The sequence below is a fragment of the Rudaea sp. genome (assembly GCF_036560865.1).
GTDB lineage: Bacteria > Pseudomonadota > Gammaproteobacteria > Xanthomonadales > Rhodanobacteraceae > Rudaea.
Genome location: NZ_DATBQK010000050.1, coordinates 16,133 through 38,219 on the forward strand (window position 1 = coordinate 16,133; position 22,087 = coordinate 38,219).

The window sequence follows — 22,087 nt, forward strand, 5'->3', positions numbered from 1 at the left end:
CGAGCTCAAGCGCCGCAACGTGCTGCGCGCGGCGATGCTCTACATCGGTGCTGCGTGGGCGCTGTCGCAGGGCGTGGCGCAGTTGCTGCCGGTGTTCGGCATCGCCAATTGGATCGTGCGCTGGTTCGTAATCGCGGCGATGATCGGCTTCCCGTTCGCGATGCTGTTCTCGTGGTTCTACGAATGGACGCCGCAAGGCATTCGGCGCGAGAGCGAAGTTGCCGACGACGCATCGGTCACCCGCAAGACTGGCAAGAAGATGGACCGCTGGATCATCGTGGTGCTTGCGGTAGCTGTCGTGCTGTTGCTTGCCAACACATTCGTCCTGCACACGGACGAGAAGACAGCTGCTGCGCGGGTTGTGCACGCAGCTCCCGGCAAATCAATCGCGGTGCTGCCCTTCCTCAACATGAGCGGCGACCCGAAGAACGATTATTTCAGCGACGGGATCACCGAGGAGATCCTCAATGCGCTGGCGCAGGTGCCGGACCTGAAGGTCGCCGCGCGCACGTCGGCGTTCGCGTTCAAGGGCAAGAACGAGGACTTGCGCAAGGTCGGACGGGAGCTCGACGTATCCAGCGTGCTGGAAGGCAGCGTGCAGACCTCCGGCGCCGAAGTGCGCATCACCGTCCAGTTGATCGACACCGCCAGCGGCTACCACCGCTGGTCTGAGAAGTACGATCGCAAGCTCACCAGCGTCTTCGCGGTCGAGGACGAAATCTCGAAGACTGTCGTGGACAAACTCCAGGTGCAGCTGGCAAGCGGCGACAACCGCCCGCTGGTGGTCGAAGGCACGCGCGACCCACGTGCGCATGATTTCTACCTGCGTGGCCTGGAATTGCTGCCGGCTCGCGGTCCCGGACTGCGCGAGGCCATGGCCAATTTCGAGCAGGCGGTTGCGATCGACCCGGGCTACGCACAGGCGTGGGCAAGCCTTTCGTTCACCTACAGCCTGTTGCCGGGATACCAGCTTTCAAGCTGGGAGGACGCGGAGAAGCAGGCTGAACGTACAGCCGAACGGGCGATCGCACTCGGTCCGAACTTGGCCGAGACCCATCTCGCCCGGGCCTACCTGCTGATCAACCAGATGAAGCTGCCGGCTGCCGAACAGGAGTATCGCAAGGCGCTAGTGATCAATCCCGGCTCGGCGGAAGCACAGAACCAGTTGGGCCAGCTGCTGTTAGCCACCGGCCGAATCGACGACGCGATCGCCCAGGAGCGCGTCGCCGCTTCGCTGGATCGCTATTCGGGGGTCGTCCACTACAAGCTGGGCACGATGCTGTCCTCCGCGCACCAGTATCCGGAAGCCATCGCGCAACTCGGCAAGACACTTGAACTGGCTCCGGGTTTCCATTACGCGAGGTTCGAATTGGCAACCGTCTATCTCGTTACCTCGCGTTACGCCGACGCCGAACGCGAGATGCGAACCGCGGCGGTGACTGCCGGTGAGGATCCCGAAATCGTCGCGACGATCGTGCGCGCGATAGGCGACCCGTCGCTGCGGCCGCAAGCAGAACGCCTGCTCGATGCGGGAGTTGCACCCGGCGACTACGAACTCTACGGCTTGAAGTACGCGTTCTGGTTCTCCCTGCTGGGCGCCCACGACAAGGCCATTGCCAGCATTCAGCACTGGGCCGCCATCGCGACCTTCGGGGAACGCTACAGTGGATTGCAGGCACTGGCTTTGCCGGCTTTTGATTCCGTCCGCAACGATCCGCGCTTCAAGGCGGTCCTGGTAGCACTCGCCGCCAGCGGAAAGTCCGATGGCCAACCGTAGCTTCTTCGCCGAACTCAAACGCCGCAATGTGCTGCGCGCGGCGGCGTTGTACGTCGGCGCTGCGTGGGCGCTGTCGCAAGGTGTGGCGCAGTTGCTGCCGGTGTTCGACTTCCCGAACTGGGTGGTGCGCTGGTTCGTGATCGCGGTCGTCATCGGCTTCCCGTTTGCAATGCTGTTCTCGTGGTACTACGAGTGGACGCCGCACGGCATTCAGCGCGAGAGCGAAGTTGACGCGGATGCATCCGTCACGCGCGCGACCGACAAGAAGCTGGATCGCTGGATCATCGCGATTCTGATTGTCGCGGTGGTACTGCTGTTGGCCAACACGTTCGTGTTGCACAAGGACGCTGATGTAGATATCGCGCCCGGCAAATCGGTCGCGGTATTGCCGCTGCTCAACGAGAGCGGCGATCCGCAGCAGGATTATTTCTCCGACGGTTTGTCCGAGGAACTGATTTCCGCTCTGGGACAGGTGCGCGATCTGAAAGTCATTGGTCGTAATTCGTCGTTCCAGTTTCGCGGCAAGCAGCAAGACGACAACGCCGGTATCGGCAGGAAACTCGGCGTCGCCACCTTGCTCGAAGGCACCGTGCGCAAGCTGGGCGATCAGATACGCATTGTCGCGTCGTTGATCAATGCCAGCGACGGCAGTCAGTTGTGGTCGCAAACCTATGATCGTCAGCTCAAGGATGTGTTTGCCGTGCAAAGCGAGATCGCGACCTCGGTGGCCGGCGCGTTGAAGACGACCTTGCTCGGCAAGACCATCGAATCCGCCGACAGGCCGCCGAGTGGCAACCTCGACGCCTACAACGCGTTTCTGCAAGGCAAATTCTACGCCGCACGCCGCAATCGCGACGATTACGCCAAGGCGGTGGGCTATTTCCAGAAAGCCATCGCACTCGATCCGGATTACGCGCTGGCGTATGCGCGGCTGGCGATCGCCGAGCAATGGTTCAACGATTGGGTTGCCAATGGCGACGAACGCAAGATCGCCAGCGCGCAGGCGCGCGCGAATGCGATCAAGGCCGTGGAACTCGCACCGGATTCTGCACTGGCGCTGGGTGCGCTAGGCATCAACCAGGCCTGGTCGAATTTCGATTATCCATCGGCCGATGCAACGTTGAAAAAGGCCGTCAAGCTGGATCCATCGAATCCGGAAATCCTCTATCAGTTGGCGGATGTCACCGCCTGCCTCGGCCGCCTCGACGAGGCGGTGGCGATGATGCGGAACGTCTTGAGACTGGAACCGCTCAACGCGTCGTACCATTTCTATACCGGGCAGTTCCTGCTGGCGATGGAACACTTCGACGCGGCGCAAACCGAACTCCAGCGCGCGGTCGACCTCCAGCCAAATGCGGAGGTCTTCCGCGCCTATCTGGCGATCGCGTTACTCGAACGCGGACAATCGGATCAGGCGCTGGAAGTCGCCAAAACCGAACCGCAGGACGCAAACCGTCGCTGGGCGCTTGCCCAAATACATTTTGCACGCCACGAGGATGCGCAAGGAGAATCCACACTCAAAGAGATGCTGCGTCTTGACGCGAATTACGGTCCGAGCAACATCGCCATGGTTTATGCCATGCGCGGCAACAGTGATCAGGCGTTCCTCTGGCTGAACCGCGCACTCGCAATCCGTGATCCCGGCGTGGCTACCATGTACGAACTGCCGTACCTCATCCCGAAACTCCGCAAGGATCCACGCTTGGCAGTGCTTTTGAAAAAACTCAATCTGCCGACTCCGGATGAAGTGGGTGCGCAATCGGCAGACAGCGGAAAATAGGCGAATGTTCGATACGGTCCTTAAACTCGACTGTGGTGGCCGCGAGCTGGTGCTGGATCGCCCGCGCATCGCCGGCATCATCAACGTCACGCCGGATTCGTTTTCCGACGGCGGCGCGTTCCTCGATCCGCAAGCCGCCATCGCGCACGGGCTGAAGCTGGTGGAGGAGGGCGCGGACCTGCTCGATATCGGTGGCGAGTCGACGCGGCCGGGTGCCAATGCAGTTTCAACCGAAGAAGAAATTGCGCGCGTCGTTCCCGTGATCGAAGCATTGGCGAAACAGGTTTCCGTACCGATTGCGATCGATACCAGCAAGCCGGAAGTCATGCGCGCCGCTGTCGCTGCCGGCGCCGGATTCATCAACGACGTGTACGCGCTGCGCCGCGACGGCGCACTCGATGCCGCCGCAGAACTCAAGGTGCCGGTGTGCTTGATGCACATGCTCGGCGAGCCGCGCACCATGCAGGACGACCCGCATTACGACGATGTGGTTTCCGATGTGCGGCGATTCCTCGCCGAGCGCATCTTCGCCTGCGAGATGTCCGGCATAGCCAAAAAATCCATCGTCGTCGATCCGGGTTTCGGTTTCGGCAAGACGCTCGAACACAATCTTGCGCTGCTGCGCGGTCTGGATCAGATCGCCGCGCTCGGCGTGCCCTTGCTCGTCGGCTTGTCGCGCAAGGCGATGATCGGCACGTTGACCGGTCGCGAAGTCGACCAGCGTGCCGTCGGCTCCGCCGCCGCCGCCTTGATCGCGGTGCAGAAAGGTGCGCTGATCGTGCGCGTGCATGACGTCGCTGCGACGCGCGATGCACTCGCCGTGTGGCGGGGCGTGGCGGCGAATACACCGCTGCCGGCGAAAGCGAAAAAACCATTCGGCTCGCAACGTTTCGATGATGACGATTGATCGATCCGGCAGCAAATGAAATTCTCTCGATGCGCGCTCGGTTGCATTATTGCCATCCTCGCAATATCCGCTCCGGTGGCGCACGGCCAATCGACGAAACCTGTCGTCATTGCCGGGCACGTTGCCAAATTCGATTCCGACGGCCGCCTGCTTCCCTGGATTTCTTGGAATGTCGCGTTGGACCGCGAAATGCGCTTTTACGAAGGCGCACCCGCGGAGCACGGCTATCCTGTTTTCATCACCACCACGTTTCTCGACGGCGACTGGAAGCCGCTGGCTGAGCGAAGCGACACGATTCCTGCCACGCAGGACGGTATGGGCATCATTTCGTATCTGAAATTTTATGCGCTGCGCGGCAAGCGCAATCCGCAAACCTTGGCGATCGCACGGTCGATGGGCGATTACCTGATTGAGCAAGATCTCACGCCGGGTTCCGGAAGCAATTCTTCCGTGAAATATCCTGGCTTCACGCGCTCCACGGGACGACGCGGAAATTTCCCGCAGCCAGCCGACAGCGGCGCGCAAAGCGATCGTCCGTATGAAATCGAACCGGACAAGGGCGGTATCGCCGGGTATGCGCTGATTCTGCTCTACGATGCCACCAAGGATCGCCGATACCTCACGCAGGCGTTGCACAACGCCCGCGTGCTGGCAGCGAATCGGCGCGCCGGCGACGCAACGCATTCGCCGTGGCCATTCCGTGTTGACTACCGCAGCGGCGATGTGCGCGGCGACGTATCCAGCAACATGACTTACGTGTTGCGCCTCTACGACGTGCTCCTGGCGCATGGCTACGTGGAATTTTCGGCGCCACGCACGGCGCTGTGGCAGTGGATCAAGACCTGGCAAATTTCCAGTGCAAAAACCGACGGCGCTCTCTTCGCGCAGTTTTTCGAGGACCACGACAATCCGGCGAATCGCAACGCCTGGGCGCCGCTGAATCTGGCGCGTTACCTGATCGAAAAGCGCGGCGCGCTCGATGTGGATTGGCGTGAGGACTCGACCAGTCTCATCGACTTCGTGCGCAGGAATTTCACCCACAAGGAATTCGGCGTAACCGTCTGCCATGAGCAGGACGAAGACCACGACGCGTGGGGTGGGATCAACGCAACCTATGGCGCCGTGCTCGCCCTGTATGCGAAAGCGATACGATCTGCTTTACTTGCGCGGGAAGCCCGTGAAGCACTGAACTTCACGGAATACTCCATCGACGAACTGGGGCGTCCGCGCGATCTGTTCAAAAACATCGCGCTCGGCGGCTGGCAGGAAGATGCGCACACCGACGTGATCCACAATTTTGTCGATGCACTCGCGGCCTATCCGGAGTGGGGAAACTGACGCCGCGCGTCAAGTCTTCTTCGACCACTCGACCACCGCGCCGACAAAGCGCAGGCAATCGGTATAGCGGTTGTACAGTGGCGTCGGCGCGACGCGGATCACGTCGGGTTCGCGCCAGTCGCCGATGATGCCGTTCGCACCCAGATAATCGAACAGCGCGCGCCCCGCGCCGCGTTCGCCTTTCACGCGCAGCGACAACTGGCAGCCGCGGCGTTCGGCTTCACGCGGTGTCGCAATTTCCACAATGTCGCAAAGCCTGGTTTCGACCAGCCAGGCCAGATAGCCGGTCAGCGCGATCGATTTCTCGCGCAGGCGCGCGAGTCCGGCACGGTGGAAGATTTCCAGCGACACGCGCAGCGGCGCAAGCGCGAGGATCGGTGGGTTCGACAATTGCCAGCCGTCGGCGCCGGGCGTCGGTACGAAATCCGGGCCCATCTTGAAGCGCGTCGACTTGTCGTGCCCCCACCAGCCGGCGAAGCGCGGCAAGGTCGCACGCGCGTGACGCGCGTGCACGAACGCGCCGGCGACAGAGCCCGGCCCCGAGTTCAGATATTTGTAGCTGCACCAGACGGCGAAGTCGCAGCCCGCGTCGTGCAGATTCACCGGCACATTGCCGACCGCATGTGCGAGATCGAAACCGACGACGCAGCCCTTGCGCTGCGCGAGCCGTGTGATCGCGGGCAGATCGAATACCTGACCGCTGCGGTACTGCACGCCGGGCAGCAGGGCGAGTGCGATGCGCGCGCCGTGTTCGTCGAATGTGCGCGCGATCGCCGCGTCGGAAATCGCGCCGTTCGCCTCGTCGCCGTCGAGTTCGATCAGGTCGGTTGTGGGATCGAAGCCGTGGAAACGGATCTGCGATTCGACCGCATAGCGATCCGACGGGAATGCGCCTTTCTCGATCAGGATCGCCGGCCGTTCGCGGGTCGGCCGATAGAAACTCACCATCAACAGATGCAGATTCGCGCTCAGCGAATTCATCGCGACGACTTCGACGGGTTGCGCGCCGACAAGTTCGGCCAGATGCTCGCGCACGAACTCGTGGTAGTCCATCCACGGCAGTTTGCCGCGGAAATGGCCTTCGACCGCGAGGTTGCCCCAGTAGTCAAGCTCGGCATTCAGCGCCGCACGTGTTGCGCGTGGTTGCAGGCCCAGCGAATTGCCGCAGAAGTATACTTGTTCGCCGGCTGCGTGCGGAGGTATCAGGAATTCGCCGCGCAACGCAGCCAGCGGATCGGCGGCGTCCTGTGCCTGCGCCCACGCTAGGTTCGCGGCGTAAGCGACAGGCTGGATCACGGCCGGCATCAAGTCAGTGCTGCCTGATCGTGCGCATGATCTGTGCGCAACCCTGTTCGTAGGCGCTGGTCCAGGCGGGCGTGGTTGCGGCGAGCACGGGCCGCGAGCAACGTACGTGAATGAAAATTTTCGAGTCGAGATACCAGGTTTCACGGTATTCGTAGCGCGTCTTGCCGTTGCGGCCGAAGTAGCGCAGCGTCGTCGCATCGACACCCTCCTCGCGCTGCTCGTAGCCGGGCGTTTGCTTGGCCTTGTCGGTCGCGGCATTGACCAGGGCCTGGAATATCGACGAATCGTTGAGCAGTTTGGCCTCGACCGAAACCTGACTCGATTCGCCGCTGCCCTGATCGGCGGGATCCTTGACCTGAAACGCGATGAACTGCGGCAGGCCTTCGGTTTTTTTCAGGATCACCGGCCAATCCGCTGGCGCGTGGAATTTGACGATATTGTCGAACAGCGAATAGCTGCTTCCAGGCTCGGCCGCCGCGCTCGCGGGCTTCTTGTCCGCGGCGACGGCAGAGAGCGACAGCATTGCGGCTAGCAGACTGATGATGGCTTTGTACATGTTGTCTCCAGTTTATGCTCGTCCATGAACGCAAAATCCAGAGCGGCCATCCATGGCCGCACTTTTCACTACACAAATCGCGATTGCGGAAGATCCAGCCAGTCCAGCGCGGTGCCGTGGTACAGGCGTGCGCGCTGCGCGGGCGTCAGGTCGAGTGCGGCGATGCCGCTGCCGGGCTCCTGCTCGCCAAGCGGAAACGGGTAGTCGGTGCCGAGCATCACGTGCTGCGCGCCGGCGACATCGATGAGGTATTCCAGCGCGCGCTTGTCGTGCACGCAGGAATCGAAGAACAGGCGGTCGAAATAGTCGCGCGGGTTGCGCGAATTGTCGGTGGCGACGAGGTCCGGCCGCATGCGGAAACCGTGCTCGATGCGGCCGATCGAATAGGGGAACGCGCCGCCGCCATGCGCAAAGCACACGCGCAGCTTCGGCAGGCGTTCGAGTACGCCGCCGAAAATCAGGCAACACGCCGCGCGCGACTGCTCGGCTGGCATGCCGACCAGCCACGGCAGCCAGTATTTCGGCATCGTCTCCCTGCCCATCATGTCCCAGGGATGGACGAGGATCGCCGCACCCAGATCGGCCGCCGCCTCGAAAAACGGGAACAGCTCGGGCGCATCCAGATTCCACGCATCCACGTGGGAGCCGATCTGCACGCCCTGCAGACCCAGTTGCTCGACGCAGCGTTCCATTTCCTGGATCGCCAGCGTCGGCGACTGCAGCGGCACCGTGCCAACACCCGCGTAGTGGCGTGGTTGCGCGCGGCAGATTTCCGCGGTGTGCTCGTTTAGAAAGCGATGCAGTTCCAGCGCCTGATTCGGTTTGGCCCAGTACGAAAACAGCACGGGCACGGTCGAGATCACCTGGGTCTGCACGCCGTGTTTCGCGTAGTCGTCGACGCGATGCTGCGCGTCGAACGCGTTCTCCCAGACTTCGCGGAAGAACTTGCCGTCCTTGTAGATGCGATGGCGCCCTTCGGCATTGACCATCACCGGGAAACGGTCGTCGCCGTATTTGTCGGCGAGATTCGGCCAGTGTGGCGGCAGGATATGCGCATGGGTGTCGATCTTGAGCATGGCGGACTTCGGCATGCCGCGATTTTATTCTTTTATCGCGCGATGCGGAGCAATCCAGCGATGCGGACCCACGATGCTCCTTCGACCGGGCGCGGGGACAAGGAGAATGGGAACTGAATGGAGTGGGCGGCCGCTTCGATTCGCGCGCTGGCGGCGATAATTTTGCCGTATCATGAATGGACACGAAACTAAAAACGGGCAAGAGCATGACAAACGCGTCGGGCGGTGTGCCGCTGAACATAACGCTGGGTCCGTCTGGCGCGATGAAATCGTTGAAAACGTTGCGCAGGCTGCTGGGTTGCTGTGCAGTGGCGATGCTTGGCTTGGGTTCGGCCCAGGCAGCGCCTTTTGCCTATGTTGCCAATTACTCGGACGGCACGGTATCGGTGATCGATACCGCCACTGTCGCGTCGACCGCAACGATAACGGTGGGCAACAGTCCCCTGGGTGTGGCGATCAATCGCGCCGGCACATTCGCCTACGTCGCCAACTGGGGCTCGGATAGCGTTTCGGTCATCAATACCGCAACCAATGCGGTCGCCGCCACGGTTACGGTGGGCAAGCAGCCGCAGCTGCTGGCGGTAAGTCCGGACGGGAAGGCGGTCTATGTCGCCAATCTGCAGGGCGCCAGCGTTTCGGTCATCGACACAGCCAGCAATGCCGTAACAAGCACGATCGCGGTTGGCGGCTATCCGGTCGGGGTGGCGGTCTCTCCGGCAGGCGACCACGTCTATGTTACCCAGGCGAATCTGGCCAAGGTCGTGGTAATCGACACCGCGACCAAAACCGTGGGAGCCACGATCCCCGTGGGCATAAACCCGTTGGGTGTCGCGGTCAATCCGGCCGGGACGACCGCCTACGTCACGAACTACGGCAGCGGTACGGTTTCAGTCATCAACACCGCGGACAACAGCGTCGTCGCCACGGTATCCGTCGGCATCGCGCCCGATGGCATCGCCGTCAATCCGGCGGGGACCTTCGTCTACGTCGTCAACTACGGCAGCGGCACGGTATCGGTGATCAGCGCGGCGACCAATGCCGTGGTCGCGGCGATTCCGGTGGGCAACCTTCCTCTGGGCATATCGATCGATTCGAGCGGGTCGTACGCCTACGTCAGCAATGCCGGCGACGCCACGATGTCCGTGATCGATCTGAGCGTCAACGTCGTCAACGGCAGCATAGCGACAGGCTTGGGCCCGACTTTCAATGCGCTCGGCGGTTCCGCCGGATTGGCCGTGAATCTCGATCAGCACGGCCTCACTGGCACCTGGTACAACCCCAGCACGAGCGGTCAGGGCTTTGTGGTTGAGGTCTATCCCGACACGAATGGCGCCGGCCAGGGCGTATTGTCCGCAGGCTGGTTTACCTTCGATACCACCGCGGCCGGTGGACAGCGCTGGTATACCCTGCAGGGCGGCGTGAGCAATACCGATCCGCTGGCAGCCTTGACGATCTATGCCAATACCGGTGGCAACTTCAATGCCACGCCCAAGGTGGGCGCGACTGCGGTGGGGCAAGCGACCTTGCAGTTCACCGACTGCACGCATGGACTGCTCAAGTACACGTTCAGCGATGGCAGCAACCGCGTTGGCAGTATTCCGTTGTTGCGCATCACCGCCAACACCACCTGTTCCGCGGCGGGAGACAGCGGTGCGGCAGCGTCGGATTATCTGTTGTCGGGCAGCTGGTACAATCCCGCCACCAGCGGCCAGGGCCTGATATTCGACGTCAATCCGGCACAATCGATCCTCAGCGCGGCTTGGTATACCTACTCGCCGACGGGACAACAGACCGGCGGTGGCGCAAGCCAGCGCTGGTACACGATTCAATCCGCTCAGTTCGCCGCCGGCAGCACCTCGGCGAGCAACGTGCCGATCTTCGAGTCGAGCGGTGGAGTCTTCCACGGTCCGACCGCAGTAACGACTACCCAGGTAGGCACCGCGAACATCACATTCCAGAGCTGCGGTGCCGCGACCTTGGCATACAACTTTACCGGCGGAACCAATCAGGGCTTGAACGGCGCGATCAGTCTCGTACGCGTGGGCCCGACGCCGGCCGGCTGCAGTTTGTGAGCTAATAACTGAAACGTCGGGCGCGCCTCAGCCGCTCGACAAATGTGCCAGCGTATTGATCGAATCGACGATGCGGTCGCAGGTGTCGCCGATCGCGATCGCGACGCCGCGTGCTTCACCGTCGGCGACCGCATTTAGCGTCTTGGCCAGCGCACGCTCGGCCTGGCGCAGGTTTTCGATCTGCACTGGATGGTCGTGGCGCAAGCCGTCGGCGATTGCGGCCAGGCTGACGTCCACGCGCGCAACAAATTCGCGCACCTCGTCCCGCGCCGGCCGTTCGGCGCTGTCCTGCAGCACCGCTTCCAGCGCCATGCTCGCGCGCACGAGACGGTTCGCGTTGGCGAACACGCCTTCGGCCAGTGCGATCAGCTTGCGGTCGCGCTTCGGTTCGCCACGCAGACGTTCGAGCGAAGCCAGCGCATTGGTGCGCGCGCTGCGCGAGGCGGTGCGCGCGGCGCGGCGCGTGTCGGCATCGCCATCGAACAAGGTGGAAATATAGTTCCGATACAAATCGATCATCGTCGCCAGCGCGGGGCGCAGGCGTTCCCAGGTCGGCCAGACCGCATAGGCGAGCAGCGCGAGCGCACTGCCGATCGCGGTGGCGACGCCTCGCACGAGCATCGCATCGTCCGGCGCGATGCCATAGAACGACAACAGGATCACGATGAGGCCGGTGAGCAGCATCACGCCGAGGCCGTAGTTCATCGTGACGAACAGTCGAAAACCAACGCACAGCGCCGCGACCAGCGCGAGCTGTGCCCAGACACCGCCAAGAGCGTAGTGCACGATCGCGGTGGTCAGGACGAGACCGGCCAAAGTGCCTGCGACGCGCAGCACGCCGAAGCTGAAGGTGCCGGCGAAATCGGGTTTGAGTACGATTGCCGTGGTCATCGGCACCCAGAAGCTATGTCCGGTTCCGCCAAATGCGGAGCCGAATGCGCGCTCGCCAGCGACCGCAAGCGCGAGACACACGCCGCAGCGTAGCGCGTGCCGGAACGCGACCGACTGCAGATGAAAATTCGCGCGCATCGTCGCCAGCGCGCTGTCGGTGCGCAGTTCCAGCGGCAGGCGCGCCTCGTTTTCCTCGGCCCGCAGTTCACCCTTGCTGCCGGCGAAATCGGCATAGCGCACGGTTGCGCGCAACTGACCACCGAGTGCCTGCGTGCGCGCGAGCGCGATGGTCAGCTGGCGTTGCAGGATGGCATCGCCGTGGTGGCTGAGTTCCTCAAGGGCGCTCAGCGCGGCATCGTAGCCTTCAATCGCAGCGCTTGCCGCGAGCGGACTTGCGCCGCGCTGCAGCGCATCGCCGATCGCGTCGAGCGTGCGCGAGGTGTATTCGCGCAGCCTCAGCAGCGTATGCCGTGCCTCGCCCTGGGTTCCGGCATCGGACAGAGTGTTGATCACGTCGCCGAGCGCGAGCAGCTCCAAGCGTACGCGCTCGATGATGCGCGCGAGCACGCGAAAACTCTCCATCGCAGTGCCACGCGCGCGATGCGCGCCGTGCAGCAGTTGCTCGATGTCGAGCAGTCCCTGGGTCACCGGTGGCACACGATCGAGCCGGTCCGGCGCGATCGGCCGATGGGTGATCGCGGCCAGTTCGTGGCACACGCGCGCCAGCGCGTCGCGCTCGGGCCGGTAGCGCAGCAGCGGCCATGCGGCGAGCGCGAGCAGCGTCTGCAATGCGCCGCCGGTGAAGATCAGCAATCCCGCGTTGAGCGCGCCGGCCGGACTTTGCGGCACCGCGCCCATGACCAGCAGCAGGATCATGCAGGCGAGTCCCGCGCGCCCCGCATTCGGACCCAGCGCCACGAGCATGCCGCCGCCGACGCCCCAGATCAGCGATGCGATCACCATCAGCACGGAATGTGCGCCAACGAGGCTGCCGACGAACCCCGACACGGCCGCGCCGATCGCGGTAAGCAACATGCGCTGCATGCGCAACCGGTACGGCCCGGGTTGATCGAGAAACATCGTGTTCAGCGCACCCGTTGCGACGCCAAGACCGATCGCGACATGACCGCTGACGATACCCACCGCGAGCGGCAGCACAACCCCGGCGCTATTGCGCAAGGCGACGATCAGCGGCACGTCGCTCGGTTTGAGCTGGGTCAGGGCTTTGAGCATGGCGCGATATTAACGGATGACGATGGCGCACTTGCGCTTTGCGTCCGCTCGTCGTTCCAGAGCTCGGTGGCGTAGCCCTCCCCTTCAAGGGTGGGTTGGGTGGGGATGGTGTTGCTTCGCTTCAGGACTTCATTTCAACAGCAAAGCTTTCACTCGCCTGCGGCGAGCGAGTTACTTTTGCCATTGCGCAAAAGTAACCAAAAGGCTAGGCGCCCGACGCAGTGTTGTGCTGCGCATCAGCGCAGCACAATGCCCTGCGCTTCTCGGCTGCGGCGGGGTTCGCTTGACGCACATCACTGTGCGTTCGCGAACGCGCGCGCATTCGGCAACTGCTCCTGCGTTGCTCTACCTCCGGCATCCATGCCGTCGCGTGCGCGCGCCCCTGCGGGCATTAACCGCCGCAGCCTGCGATGCTCGGCACCGCGAAAGGCGCCGGGTTCTGCTAACCCGTCCATCCATGGACTACGCTTGTCTTGCGTCGCTTTGCTCTTGATCCGGGTCCCCCTTTGCTGCGGCGAGGGTACGCAGGAAAAGTCCGTGAGGATGACGCGCAGGATGCGCGTCAGTTCGCGAACGTACAGGGATGTACGTCAAGCGAACCCCTGTGTGACCTCGCGCACTCGAAGGGCGAAGCCCGCAGAGCGCGGCATCGGGGGCGCATTTCTTTTGGTTACTTTTCTTTGGGCACACAAAGAAAAGTGACCCGCTCGCCGCAAGCGAGTGGAAGCTCTCGCTGCTAAAAGAGTCAGCAAAGCTAAGACACTGGATTACACGCGGCTCCTGCCGCGTGCCCCGCGGGCCATTCGCTACGCGAATGTTCGCTCCGGCATCCTGCCTGCGCAGTCCCGCCTACGCGGGAATGACGAGCAAAAAAGGCTTTCGCCGGTATGACGAGCCGAGTCAGAGATACCTGTCCGGCGCCGCGTTGACGTGCCCGCAGGCACGGCAAGTGCGTGCGTCCAGCGAGCGATAGTAGCGTTCGAACACTGGCGGGAAATCCTGCTCGATGCTGCGCAGGGTGAAGAACTCCTTGTGGAGTTCGTGATTGCAGTGCTCGCAATACCAGAGCAGACCATCTTGCTCATCGGCGAGGCGCTTGCGTTCGATGACGAGGCCGATGCCGCCGGCCATGCGCTGCGGTGAGTGGGGTACGCGCGGCGGCAGATAGAACAGCTCGCCGGCATTGATTGGAATGTCGCGCTGGATACCCTCGTCCTGTACCTTGAGCACCATCGTGCCTTCAATCTGGTAGAAGAATTCCGGACCTTCGTCCCAGTGGTAGTCGCTGCGTGCGTTCGGACCGCCGACGATCATCACGATGAAGTCGCCGTCGACAATGCACTTGTTGCCGACCGGCGGCTTGAGCAGGTCACGATGCGCATTTATCCATTTTTGCAGATCGATCGGCGAGGTGAGCATTGTGGTCACATCAGCAGCGGGAGAAGGTCAGTTTAACCCGCCCGCCTGAGCGCAAGGGTGCGCAGGCCAAAACGGGGTACCATGATTTGGCCTAAAATGTCCCCTATCAGTCCTGCGAGCGGCTCGAATCGCGGCCTGAGCAGGCTTAGGCTAGCAACACTTCAACCGACCATGCAGGCGCAATATGAGCAATTCGAACACGGCCGTACTCAGCATCGACGTGCAGCAGTCCTTTCCCGCGCGCGACTATTGGCGCGAGGACGACGTGCCGGCGTTTCGCGAACGCATCACTACGCTGATCGACGGCGCGACGAAGAAGGGCTGTCCCGTCGTGCGCATCCTGCACGAGGACGGCGACGGCGCATTTTCACGCGCGAGCGGTCTGGTCAAGCCTCTGGACTGGATGCCGCCGACGCATGCGGTCGAGTTCGTCAAGCACGTGCACAATGCGTTCACCGACACCGGCCTTGATCGCTGGCTGCGCACGCGTGGGATTCGCAAGCTGATCGTGGCCGGTATCCGCACCGAGCAGTGCTGCGAGACGACGACGCGCGTCGCCTCCGATCTCGGCTACGACGTCGATTTCGTCGGCGAGGCCATGCTGACGTTTCCAATGACCGATCCGCGCAGCGGCAGGCAATTCAGCGCGGCGGAAATCCGCGAACGTACCGAACTCGTGCTGCGCGACCGCTTTGCGCGCATCGCGACGGTGGAGGAAGCGCTTGGCTGATGTGTGGTTCATCCTGCCGCCGGATCTGGTCCTGCTCGATTTCGCCGGACCGGCCGAGGCGTTTCGCATCGCCGCGGCGCGCGGCGGGCCGTTTCGCCTGCGCGTGGCTGCAGCGGAGAGCGTGGCATCGACGTCGATAGGCGTCACCCTCAGCCGGATCGAACCACTGCCCGCGGCGATCGAACGCGACGCGTTGCTGATCGTCTGCGGTTCGACGAACGACGAGGCGGCGCTGGCCTCGCGGCCTGGTCGCGTACTGGTGCGCTGGCTGCGCGAGGTCGGTCGGCAGCCGCAACGGCTTGCCTGCGTCTGTGCCGGCGCACTGTTCGCCGCACGCGCCGGTCTGCTCGACGGCAAGCGTTGCACCTCGCATCACAGCGAAATCGAGCTGCTGCGGCGCGAGGCGCCGAGCGCGCAGGTGCTCGACAGCCGCGTCTTCGTCGAGGATCGCGGTTGCTATACGAGCGCGGGCATCACGGCGGGCATCGACCTTGCGCTGTATCTGATTGCCGAACTCGCCTCGCCGCAATTGTCTGCCGATGTTGCGCGACATATGGTCGTCTATCTACGCCGCGCGCCGGACGATCCAGCGCTGTCGCCGTGGCTGAGCGGACGCAATCACATGGATGCGGGCATCCATCGCGCGCAGGACGCGCTGACGCGTGCGGCGCAGGAAGACTGGCCACTGCCGCGCCTCGCCGCGCGTGCGCATGTCAGCGTGCGCACCTTGACCCGGCATTTTCGCGAGGCGACCGGGTTGTCGGTGCGCGCCTATCACGCGCGTTTGCGCTATGCACTGGCACGCCAGGCGCTGACGTCGGGGCTCAGCGTCGAGGCTGCGGCAACGCTGGCGGGCCTGGGTTCGGCGCGCCAGTTGCGGCGCCTGTGGGCCGAGCAGACCGGCACGACGCCGCGCAGGTAGCTTCCCTTCTCCAACGGGAGAAGGTGGCGCGTAGCGCCGGATGAGGGGATGCGTTCGTAATTTCTGAAGCTGCCGTTCGCGTGGTGCCTCCCCTCATCCGCCTTCGGCACCTTCTCGCGACGGGAGAAGGGGGCAACAGGCAACGCACTTCAATTCAATCGCGATCGGCGTCGGCAGCGCGCTGATGCCCAGCGTCGTGCGGCACGGCTGCGCGGCAGTGAAGTATTCCGCGTAGATGCGGTTGTAGGCGGCGAAATCGCGCGCCATGTCGGTCAGGAAAACGGTTACGTCGACGAGGTCCTCCCAGTGCGCGCCGCTCGCTTCGAGGATGGCGCGCACGTTGGCGAACACGGTGCGGCATTGGGCCTCGATATCGTAACTCACAAGGTGGCCGTCGCTACCGTATACATTTCCAATAATGGAATTCGTCGCCGGGTCGCGCGGGCCGACGCCGGACAGGAACACCAGATTGCCGACGCGACGTGCGTGCGGATAGGCGCCGACCGGAGCGGGTGCGTGTTCGGTTCTGATCGAATCGGGCCGACTCGATCCGGAATCGTGTGGGAGATTCAAGGTTTTTCCCCCTTTCCCGCAACGCCGGATGGGGCGCGAATGTCGATCTCATGCGCGGTGATCGCACGCCCGAGACGATCGCTTGCGCTGAAGCGATAGTGCCCCGGATACAGGTAAAGACGACTATGCACGCTGCCTTGATTGGTCACGACGCGTTCGCTGATCGGCGCGTTCGGATCTATGTTGTTCAACATGACGCGATCGGCAGGAATCGCGTCATCGCGCTCGTCGCTGTAGCGTGCCTCGATCAGACAAGGAAATTGTGCGCGGCAGGCGTCGCCATTTACCGAGTAGGCCTGCCGTGTGCCATCGAGACTCGGCCAGGTCGGGCGATTTTCCTCAACGATTTGCGGCGGAAAGAACACACTGATGTCGTATTGGCCGGGCTTGAGCGTCCAACCCTTGCCGGCATCGTTCACGAACACGAAGGGCTTGTCTGGATGCGCGGTCTGATTGACGGTCAGGTAGTACGGATGATCCTGATCGGCGCGCGCATGCTGGATCATCATCGTTTGCTCGATCGCCAGCGGTTCGATGCCGGAAATCTTGGCGAAGAATTCCGCCATGCTCGATCCGCCCAGATAGACGCCGGTTTTCTGGATATGCGCGAAGCCCGCATTGACGACGAGACGCGCATTCGGATCGTGCTTGAACGTCTGATTGTACAAGGCCTCGGCGCCGCCCTTCTCGCGCGCATCGCCGACGCCGGCGTTTTCCGCGTCGTAGGCGATCACCTTGTAGCCGAGTTTGAGCGCGGCACGCACCATCTCACCGTAGATCGGCTCGCTCACGTAGAAGCCGCTTTTCGCGGTCGGATAGCCGCGCTTCTGCAAGTCCTTGTCGGCGGTGTACAGTGTTTCGGCGGCGAAATAGTTGAAACCCTGCGCGCGCAGTCTGGCGAGCAGCTCGACAGTCAGCGTGCGCGTGATCGGCGCGCTATGCGCCTCGTTGAAGAATACCGCCTTGCGCTTGTTCGTCAGTTCGAGAATCGCCTCGTCGGCGGGCCGCACGCGATAGCCGCCGAGCGGCGAGGGCGCGTCGTCGGCCTGCGCCGGCTGTGCGATCGAGAAGGACTTGCGCGCGCCGTCGTAATCGCCGATCCAAGTCTGGAACCAGGACAAATACTGACCGAAGATCAGGCGGAACGCGCGTTCGCTGTTCGCTTCGTAGCTTGTCTGCATGAGGATGTATTGCGCGAGCAGGCTGGACTGGCGTTGCGCGTGACGCATGATCTCGTCGGACTTGTCCGCAGCCGCAAGTTGTTGCCGGCGCCATTCGGCCGGCGTGAGTTCCGCGCTGGTCGGCGATTTCTCCTCGCCGAGCGCAAGGCCGTACGCGCTGGCGCAGGCGCCGATCGAGCAAACGAGGGCGCAGATGCCAATCGACAGCCAGAAGCGGGTAGAACGGGTTTGCAAGACGATGCTCTCTCTCATCCAGTGTGCGTGGGTGCCGGACCCGCGGCATTGCTGGATTTTGTCAGTGAATGCCACGCATGAACATGGACAAAGGTCATGCTTTCACGCCATGGTGCCGCGGGCCCATCACAGCGCCACGCAAATGTTTTTCGCTTCAGTGAAGAAGCGCAACGCCTCGACGCCGCCCTCGCGGCCGACGCCCGAATCCTTCACGCCGCCAAACGGTGTACGCAGATCGCGGCGCAGCCAGCAATTGATCCAGACGATACCCGACTCCAGTCGCGCCGCAACCCGGTGCGCGCGTGTGAGGCTGCCTGTCCACAAGGACGCGGCAAGGCCATAGCGCGTCGCATTCGCGAGCATAACCGCCTCATCGTCGCTGTCGAACGGAATCAGCGTGACCACCGGGCCGAAGATTTCTTCCTGATTCGTGTGGCAGTCCATCGCAAGACCTTCGATCACGGTCGGCGCGATAAACCAGCCGTCGCTGCAGCGGCCATCGACACGCACTGCGCCTCCTCCGTACAGAACTCTGCCGCCTTCCTCGCGCGCCAACGCGATATGCCCCATCACCTTGTCGAAATGCGCGCGCGAAACGATGGCGCCGAGATCGCTCGCGGCATCCTGCGGATCGCCGACTTTGAGCGCGCGGACTTTCTCGACGAAATCAGTCTTGAATTTTTCGTAGATGCTGCGTTCGATCAGGATGCGCGAGCCACACAGGCAGATCTGGCCCTGGTTGGCGAAGGCCGAGCGCACGATCGTGTCGAGATTCGCGGCGTTCGCTTCCCAATCGGCGAACACCAACGTCGCATTCTTGCCGCCCATTTCCAGCGAGAGTTTCTTGAACTTCGGCGCGAGCGTCGAGGCGATTGCCGCGCCGGTGCGCGTGGAGCCGGTGAATGAAATCGCCGCGATGCCGGGGTGCTCGATCAAGGCCTGTCCCGCACGCGCACCGGTGCCGTGCACGATGTTCAGCACGCCCGGCGGTAGACCCGCATCGATGCAGGCCTGCGCGAGCATCCACGCGGTGAGCGGGGTGATCTCCGACGGCTTGGCAACGACGCAATTGCCTGCCGCGAGCGCCGGCGCGATCTTCCAGGTGAACAGGTACAACGGCAGATTCCACGGCGAAATGCAGCCGACCACGCCGAGCGGAGCGCGCAAGGTGTAGTTAAGCGCGTCGGCGCCCGCATGCGTTTCGCTGGCGAACTGGGTGATCGCCGCGGCGAAGAAACGCAGGTTCGCGATCGCGCGCGGAATATCCAGGCTGCGTGCGAGCGCAAGCGGCTTTCCGCTGTCGCGCGACTCCGCCTGGGCAAACGCCTCTAATTGCGTCTCTATGCGTTCGGCGATGCGTTCGAGCAGGCGCGCGCGTTGCCCGGCGGGCAGTGCCGCCCATGCCGGAAACGCGCGCTGCGCGGCGCCGACAGCGGCATCGATATCCTCCGCGCTGGAGTCGGGACAGCGCGCATAAACCGCGCCGATCGCGGGTTCATGGACGTCGAGATAGCGCCCGGCGCGCGGCGGTTGCAGTGCGCCGTCGATGTAATTTGCGAGGGTGAGAATCGCGGCCGAAGTCATGCACCAAGCTTAGCAGGATGCGCGCGCGCTTCGCCGTGCATCACAGCGACAGTGTGCGTCCGCCGTCGACCGGAATATTCACGCCGTTCACATAGCCCGCAGCGGGCGAGGCAAGGAACGCGATCACGTTCGCGATTTCCTGCGCGTCAGCGAAGCGGCCGAGCGGCACGCTGGCGAGCATCGCCGCGGCGATGTCGTCCTGGCTCTTGCCGGTGGCGGTTGCGCGGTCGCCTAGGATCTGCTGCAGGCGCTGCGTTTTTGTGTAGCCCGGCAGCACATTGTTGACCGTGATGCCGAAGGTGCCCAGTTCGCCGGCCAGCGTTTTCGCCCAACTCGCCACCGCAGCGCGGATCGTGTTGGAGACACCCAGATTCCTGATCGGTTCCTTGACCGAGGTCGAAATCACATTGATCACGCGGCCGTAGCCGGCGGCACGCATGCCGCCGAGCACGGCTTGCAACACGATCTGATTGGCGAGCAGATGTTGCCGGAAAGCGGAAATATACTCTTCCACTTTTGCAGAACTGGCCTGGCCGCCCGCCGGGCCGCCGCTGTTGTTGACCAGAATCTGCACGGGCCGGTTGTTGGCCGTCGCTTCGACCTTGGCGCGCAAGCCGGCGTCGTCGTTCATGTCGACGGCGATAGTGCCGTGTGCCTGCGCTGCATGGACTTTTGGCAGCAGGTCGAATGCAGCGGCCAGCGCATCGGGCGAACGCGCCAGCAGGGTGACGTCGGCGCCGAGCCGCGCGATCTCGATCGCCGCCGCACGGCCGATGCCCTGCGAACCGCCGCAGACGAGCGCATGTTTGCCGGTGAGATTCAGATCCATCGGTGTTCCTCCTGCCCAGCGTTCAGGCCGCGATGCTCAATTGTTGCGGCCGACCAATTTCTCGGTCATCAAGGGCAACAATTCTTCGTCCTCATTCGCGTGCGGCGGCTCGACTGAATCCAGATCGAAACCGAGTACCGCCGCGTCGTCGTCGTCGAGCCCGTCGAATATGCGGAACTCTGCGTCGAGCAGCGCCGTGTGTGCGCTGTCGTCGTCTTCATAGTGCAGGGTCTCGCCTTCGGCGTTAAACACCTCGACGCTGCCGGAGGTGAGGACGCGCATGCGCGCCCAGACCAGCATGTCGCCGAGCGAGGCGACCCACCATTGTTCTTCGTAGTCGTCGTCTTCTGGATCGTTCACGGTCGTGTCTCGCTTGTCGGTGCGTCAAAGCCGCATGTACGGCGCAATCGGCGCGTTGGGATTTTACACTGACATGCTGTCAGCGGTGGATCACCGATGGCGGCCGCCCCGGATGCGACAGCGCGCGCTCGGGCGGCCCGAACAGTTGCGCAATCGCGCCACGCATGCCGTGCGCCCGCGCGGCGTCGCCGAACATCGCGATCCATTCGTGAAAAGTGAGTCGGATCGGGTTATGACTCTGAATCTGGCCGATGATGCCGTAATCGCAGGGCACGGCGGGATCCTCCTCGACGAAGCTGCCGAACAACTTGTCCCAGACAATCAAGACGCCCGCGTAGTTGCGATCGATGTACTTCGGATTGCGCGCGTGGTGCACGCGATGGTGCGAGGGCGTGTTGAACACGTATTCGACCCAGCCGAGTTTGCCGATCGCCTGAGTGTGGACGAAGAACTGGAAGCCGAGGTTGATCGCGACCACGGCGACGATGTTCTTCGGCTCGAAGCCGAGCCAGGCAAGCGGCAGCCAGAACAGCCACATGCCGGAGATCGGATAGGTCAGGCTCTGCCGGAACGCGGTTGAGAAGTTCAGCTGTTCGGACGAATGATGGGTCACATGCGAAGCCCACATCCAGCGAATGCGGTGGCTGGCGCGGTGGAAAAAATAGTAGAAAAAATCCTGGGCGAGAAACAGCCCAGCGATCGTCCATGCCGAGGTCGGCAGATCGAACACGCGATGCTGGTAGATGAGGTAGTAGATGCCGATCACCAGCACCCAGGCGACCGCGTCTGCGCCCTGATGCATCAGGGCGAGTCCCGCGTTCGAAAGCGTGTCGACCCAGCTATAGATTTCCGGTCGGCGCTCGCGCCAGTACCAGGCCTCGATCGCGATGCAGGCGATAAACACCGGCCCCATGCCGAGCAGGATCCACTTTTCCATCAGCGCGTGCCGTACGCCAATTCGAGTACGCGTGCCATCGCGTCGAGGCAGCGCTGCATCGCGCCGCGCATGAATATCTGCAGCAGCGGCCACGCGACGGGCCAGGCGATCGGACCGGTCAACTCGAAGTCGTACGTCCACTCCACATGAGTCCCCGCGGCGACTGGTGCGAACGTCCACTCGGCATGTCCCTCGCGCGCCAGCCATGCGAGTGGAGGATGCAGTCCGGAAAGCGTGTACGCATGCAGGCGGGGCGGATCGAGTGCGGTGATGCGTTCGTTGAGCAGGAGGCCACCGTTGTCCTCCAGCTCGCGCGTGCCGCCGACCGCGGCCGGCGGCGAATGCAGCGTGATCCGGCGCAGGCCCGGAATCGGCCCGAAGCC

Annotated in this window: 19 protein-coding genes; 7 read left to right on the forward strand and 12 right to left on the reverse strand. The window is 63.1% G+C overall.

Annotated features, from left to right (window positions below):
- Window positions 1-19 precede the first annotated feature (19 nt).
- The 4 genes from VIE67_RS05900 (at window position 20) to VIE67_RS05915 (ending at window position 5,802) form a co-directional block, all read left to right on the forward strand.
- Window positions 20-1,777, forward strand: coding sequence for a tetratricopeptide repeat protein (locus VIE67_RS05900; RefSeq protein WP_332024228.1), 1,758 nt, complete (start codon window positions 20-22; stop codon window positions 1,775-1,777).
- Entirely contained in the window at window positions 1,764-3,557 is a 1,794-nt protein-coding gene (locus VIE67_RS05905; RefSeq protein WP_332024230.1) for a tetratricopeptide repeat protein, read from the forward strand. The genes VIE67_RS05900 and VIE67_RS05905 overlap by 14 nt, the downstream gene beginning before the upstream one ends.
- Window positions 3,558-3,561: 4 nt before the next feature.
- Window positions 3,562-4,464 (forward strand): dihydropteroate synthase, encoded by a 903-nt coding sequence (folP, locus tag VIE67_RS05910; RefSeq protein ID WP_332024232.1) that lies wholly within the window; start codon window positions 3,562-3,564, stop codon window positions 4,462-4,464.
- A 189-nt stretch (window positions 4,465-4,653) separates the two neighbouring features.
- Window positions 4,654-5,802: a hypothetical protein gene (locus VIE67_RS05915; protein WP_332024234.1), complete on the forward strand. Its 1,149-nt coding sequence runs from the start codon at window positions 4,654-4,656 to the stop codon at window positions 5,800-5,802.
- Between the two features lie 9 nt (window positions 5,803-5,811).
- On the opposite strand, the gene kynU is transcribed toward VIE67_RS05915, so the two are convergent.
- The 3 genes from kynU to VIE67_RS05930 all read right to left on the reverse strand — a co-directional run bounded on the left by kynU (window position 5,812) and on the right by VIE67_RS05930 (window position 8,754).
- Window positions 5,812-7,107: a kynureninase gene (gene kynU, locus VIE67_RS05920; protein ID WP_332024236.1), complete on the reverse strand. Its 1,296-nt coding sequence runs from the start codon at window positions 7,105-7,107 to the stop codon at window positions 5,812-5,814.
- A gap of 4 nt (window positions 7,108-7,111) precedes the next feature.
- Window positions 7,112-7,663, reverse strand: coding sequence for a hypothetical protein (locus VIE67_RS05925; protein WP_332024238.1), 552 nt, complete (start codon window positions 7,661-7,663; stop codon window positions 7,112-7,114).
- 68 nt (window positions 7,664-7,731) lie between these two features.
- The gene (locus tag VIE67_RS05930) at window positions 7,732-8,754 is read right to left on the reverse strand and encodes an amidohydrolase family protein (RefSeq protein WP_332024240.1); all 1,023 of its coding nucleotides are present in this window, start codon (window positions 8,752-8,754) and stop codon (window positions 7,732-7,734) included.
- A gap of 191 nt (window positions 8,755-8,945) precedes the next feature.
- Here VIE67_RS05930 and VIE67_RS05935 point away from each other — a divergent pair, with 191 nt between their 5' ends.
- A complete protein-coding gene (locus tag VIE67_RS05935) occupies window positions 8,946-10,811 on the forward strand; it encodes a YVTN family beta-propeller repeat protein (RefSeq protein WP_332024242.1) in 1,866 nt (621 codons plus the stop codon).
- Between the two features lie 27 nt (window positions 10,812-10,838).
- Here VIE67_RS05935 and VIE67_RS05940 read toward each other — a convergent pair whose 3' ends face one another.
- Window positions 10,839-12,935: an FUSC family protein gene (locus VIE67_RS05940; RefSeq protein ID WP_332024244.1), complete on the reverse strand. Its 2,097-nt coding sequence runs from the start codon at window positions 12,933-12,935 to the stop codon at window positions 10,839-10,841.
- Window positions 12,936-13,835: 900 nt separating this feature from the next.
- Complete coding sequence (locus VIE67_RS05945) at window positions 13,836-14,354, reverse strand: 3-hydroxyanthranilate 3,4-dioxygenase (RefSeq protein WP_332024245.1); 519 nt, start codon at window positions 14,352-14,354, stop codon at window positions 13,836-13,838.
- A 184-nt stretch (window positions 14,355-14,538) separates the two neighbouring features.
- On the opposite strand from VIE67_RS05945, the gene VIE67_RS05950 reads away from it, so the two are divergent.
- The gene (locus VIE67_RS05950; RefSeq protein WP_332024247.1) at window positions 14,539-15,084 is read left to right on the forward strand and encodes an isochorismatase family protein; all 546 of its coding nucleotides are present in this window, start codon (window positions 14,539-14,541) and stop codon (window positions 15,082-15,084) included.
- A 1-nt stretch (window position 15,085) separates the two neighbouring features.
- Window positions 15,086-16,006, forward strand: coding sequence for a GlxA family transcriptional regulator (locus VIE67_RS05955; protein ID WP_332024260.1), 921 nt, complete (start codon window positions 15,086-15,088; stop codon window positions 16,004-16,006).
- 93 nt (window positions 16,007-16,099) lie between these two features.
- On the opposite strand, the gene VIE67_RS05960 is transcribed toward VIE67_RS05955, so the two are convergent.
- The 7 genes from VIE67_RS05960 to VIE67_RS05990 form a co-directional block, all read right to left on the reverse strand.
- Window positions 16,100-16,579, reverse strand: a complete 480-nt coding sequence (locus VIE67_RS05960) for a RidA family protein (RefSeq protein WP_332024249.1) — start codon at window positions 16,577-16,579, stop codon at window positions 16,100-16,102.
- Window positions 16,576-17,994: a hypothetical protein gene (locus VIE67_RS05965; RefSeq protein ID WP_332024251.1), complete on the reverse strand. Its 1,419-nt coding sequence runs from the start codon at window positions 17,992-17,994 to the stop codon at window positions 16,576-16,578. The genes VIE67_RS05960 and VIE67_RS05965 overlap by 4 nt, the downstream gene beginning before the upstream one ends.
- A gap of 126 nt (window positions 17,995-18,120) precedes the next feature.
- The gene (locus VIE67_RS05970) at window positions 18,121-19,578 is read right to left on the reverse strand and encodes an aldehyde dehydrogenase (protein WP_332024253.1); all 1,458 of its coding nucleotides are present in this window, start codon (window positions 19,576-19,578) and stop codon (window positions 18,121-18,123) included.
- 40 nt (window positions 19,579-19,618) lie between these two features.
- Window positions 19,619-20,407, reverse strand: coding sequence for an SDR family oxidoreductase (locus VIE67_RS05975; RefSeq protein WP_332024254.1), 789 nt, complete (start codon window positions 20,405-20,407; stop codon window positions 19,619-19,621).
- A 36-nt stretch (window positions 20,408-20,443) separates the two neighbouring features.
- A complete protein-coding gene (locus VIE67_RS05980; RefSeq protein ID WP_414707296.1) occupies window positions 20,444-20,767 on the reverse strand; it encodes a hypothetical protein in 324 nt (107 codons plus the stop codon).
- A 79-nt stretch (window positions 20,768-20,846) separates the two neighbouring features.
- Complete coding sequence (locus VIE67_RS05985; RefSeq protein ID WP_332024256.1) at window positions 20,847-21,704, reverse strand: sterol desaturase family protein; 858 nt, start codon at window positions 21,702-21,704, stop codon at window positions 20,847-20,849.
- Window positions 21,704-22,087 (reverse strand): SRPBCC family protein (locus VIE67_RS05990; protein WP_332024258.1); only part of this gene is annotated, 384 nt, incomplete at its 5' end. The genes VIE67_RS05985 and VIE67_RS05990, both read right to left, overlap by 1 nt.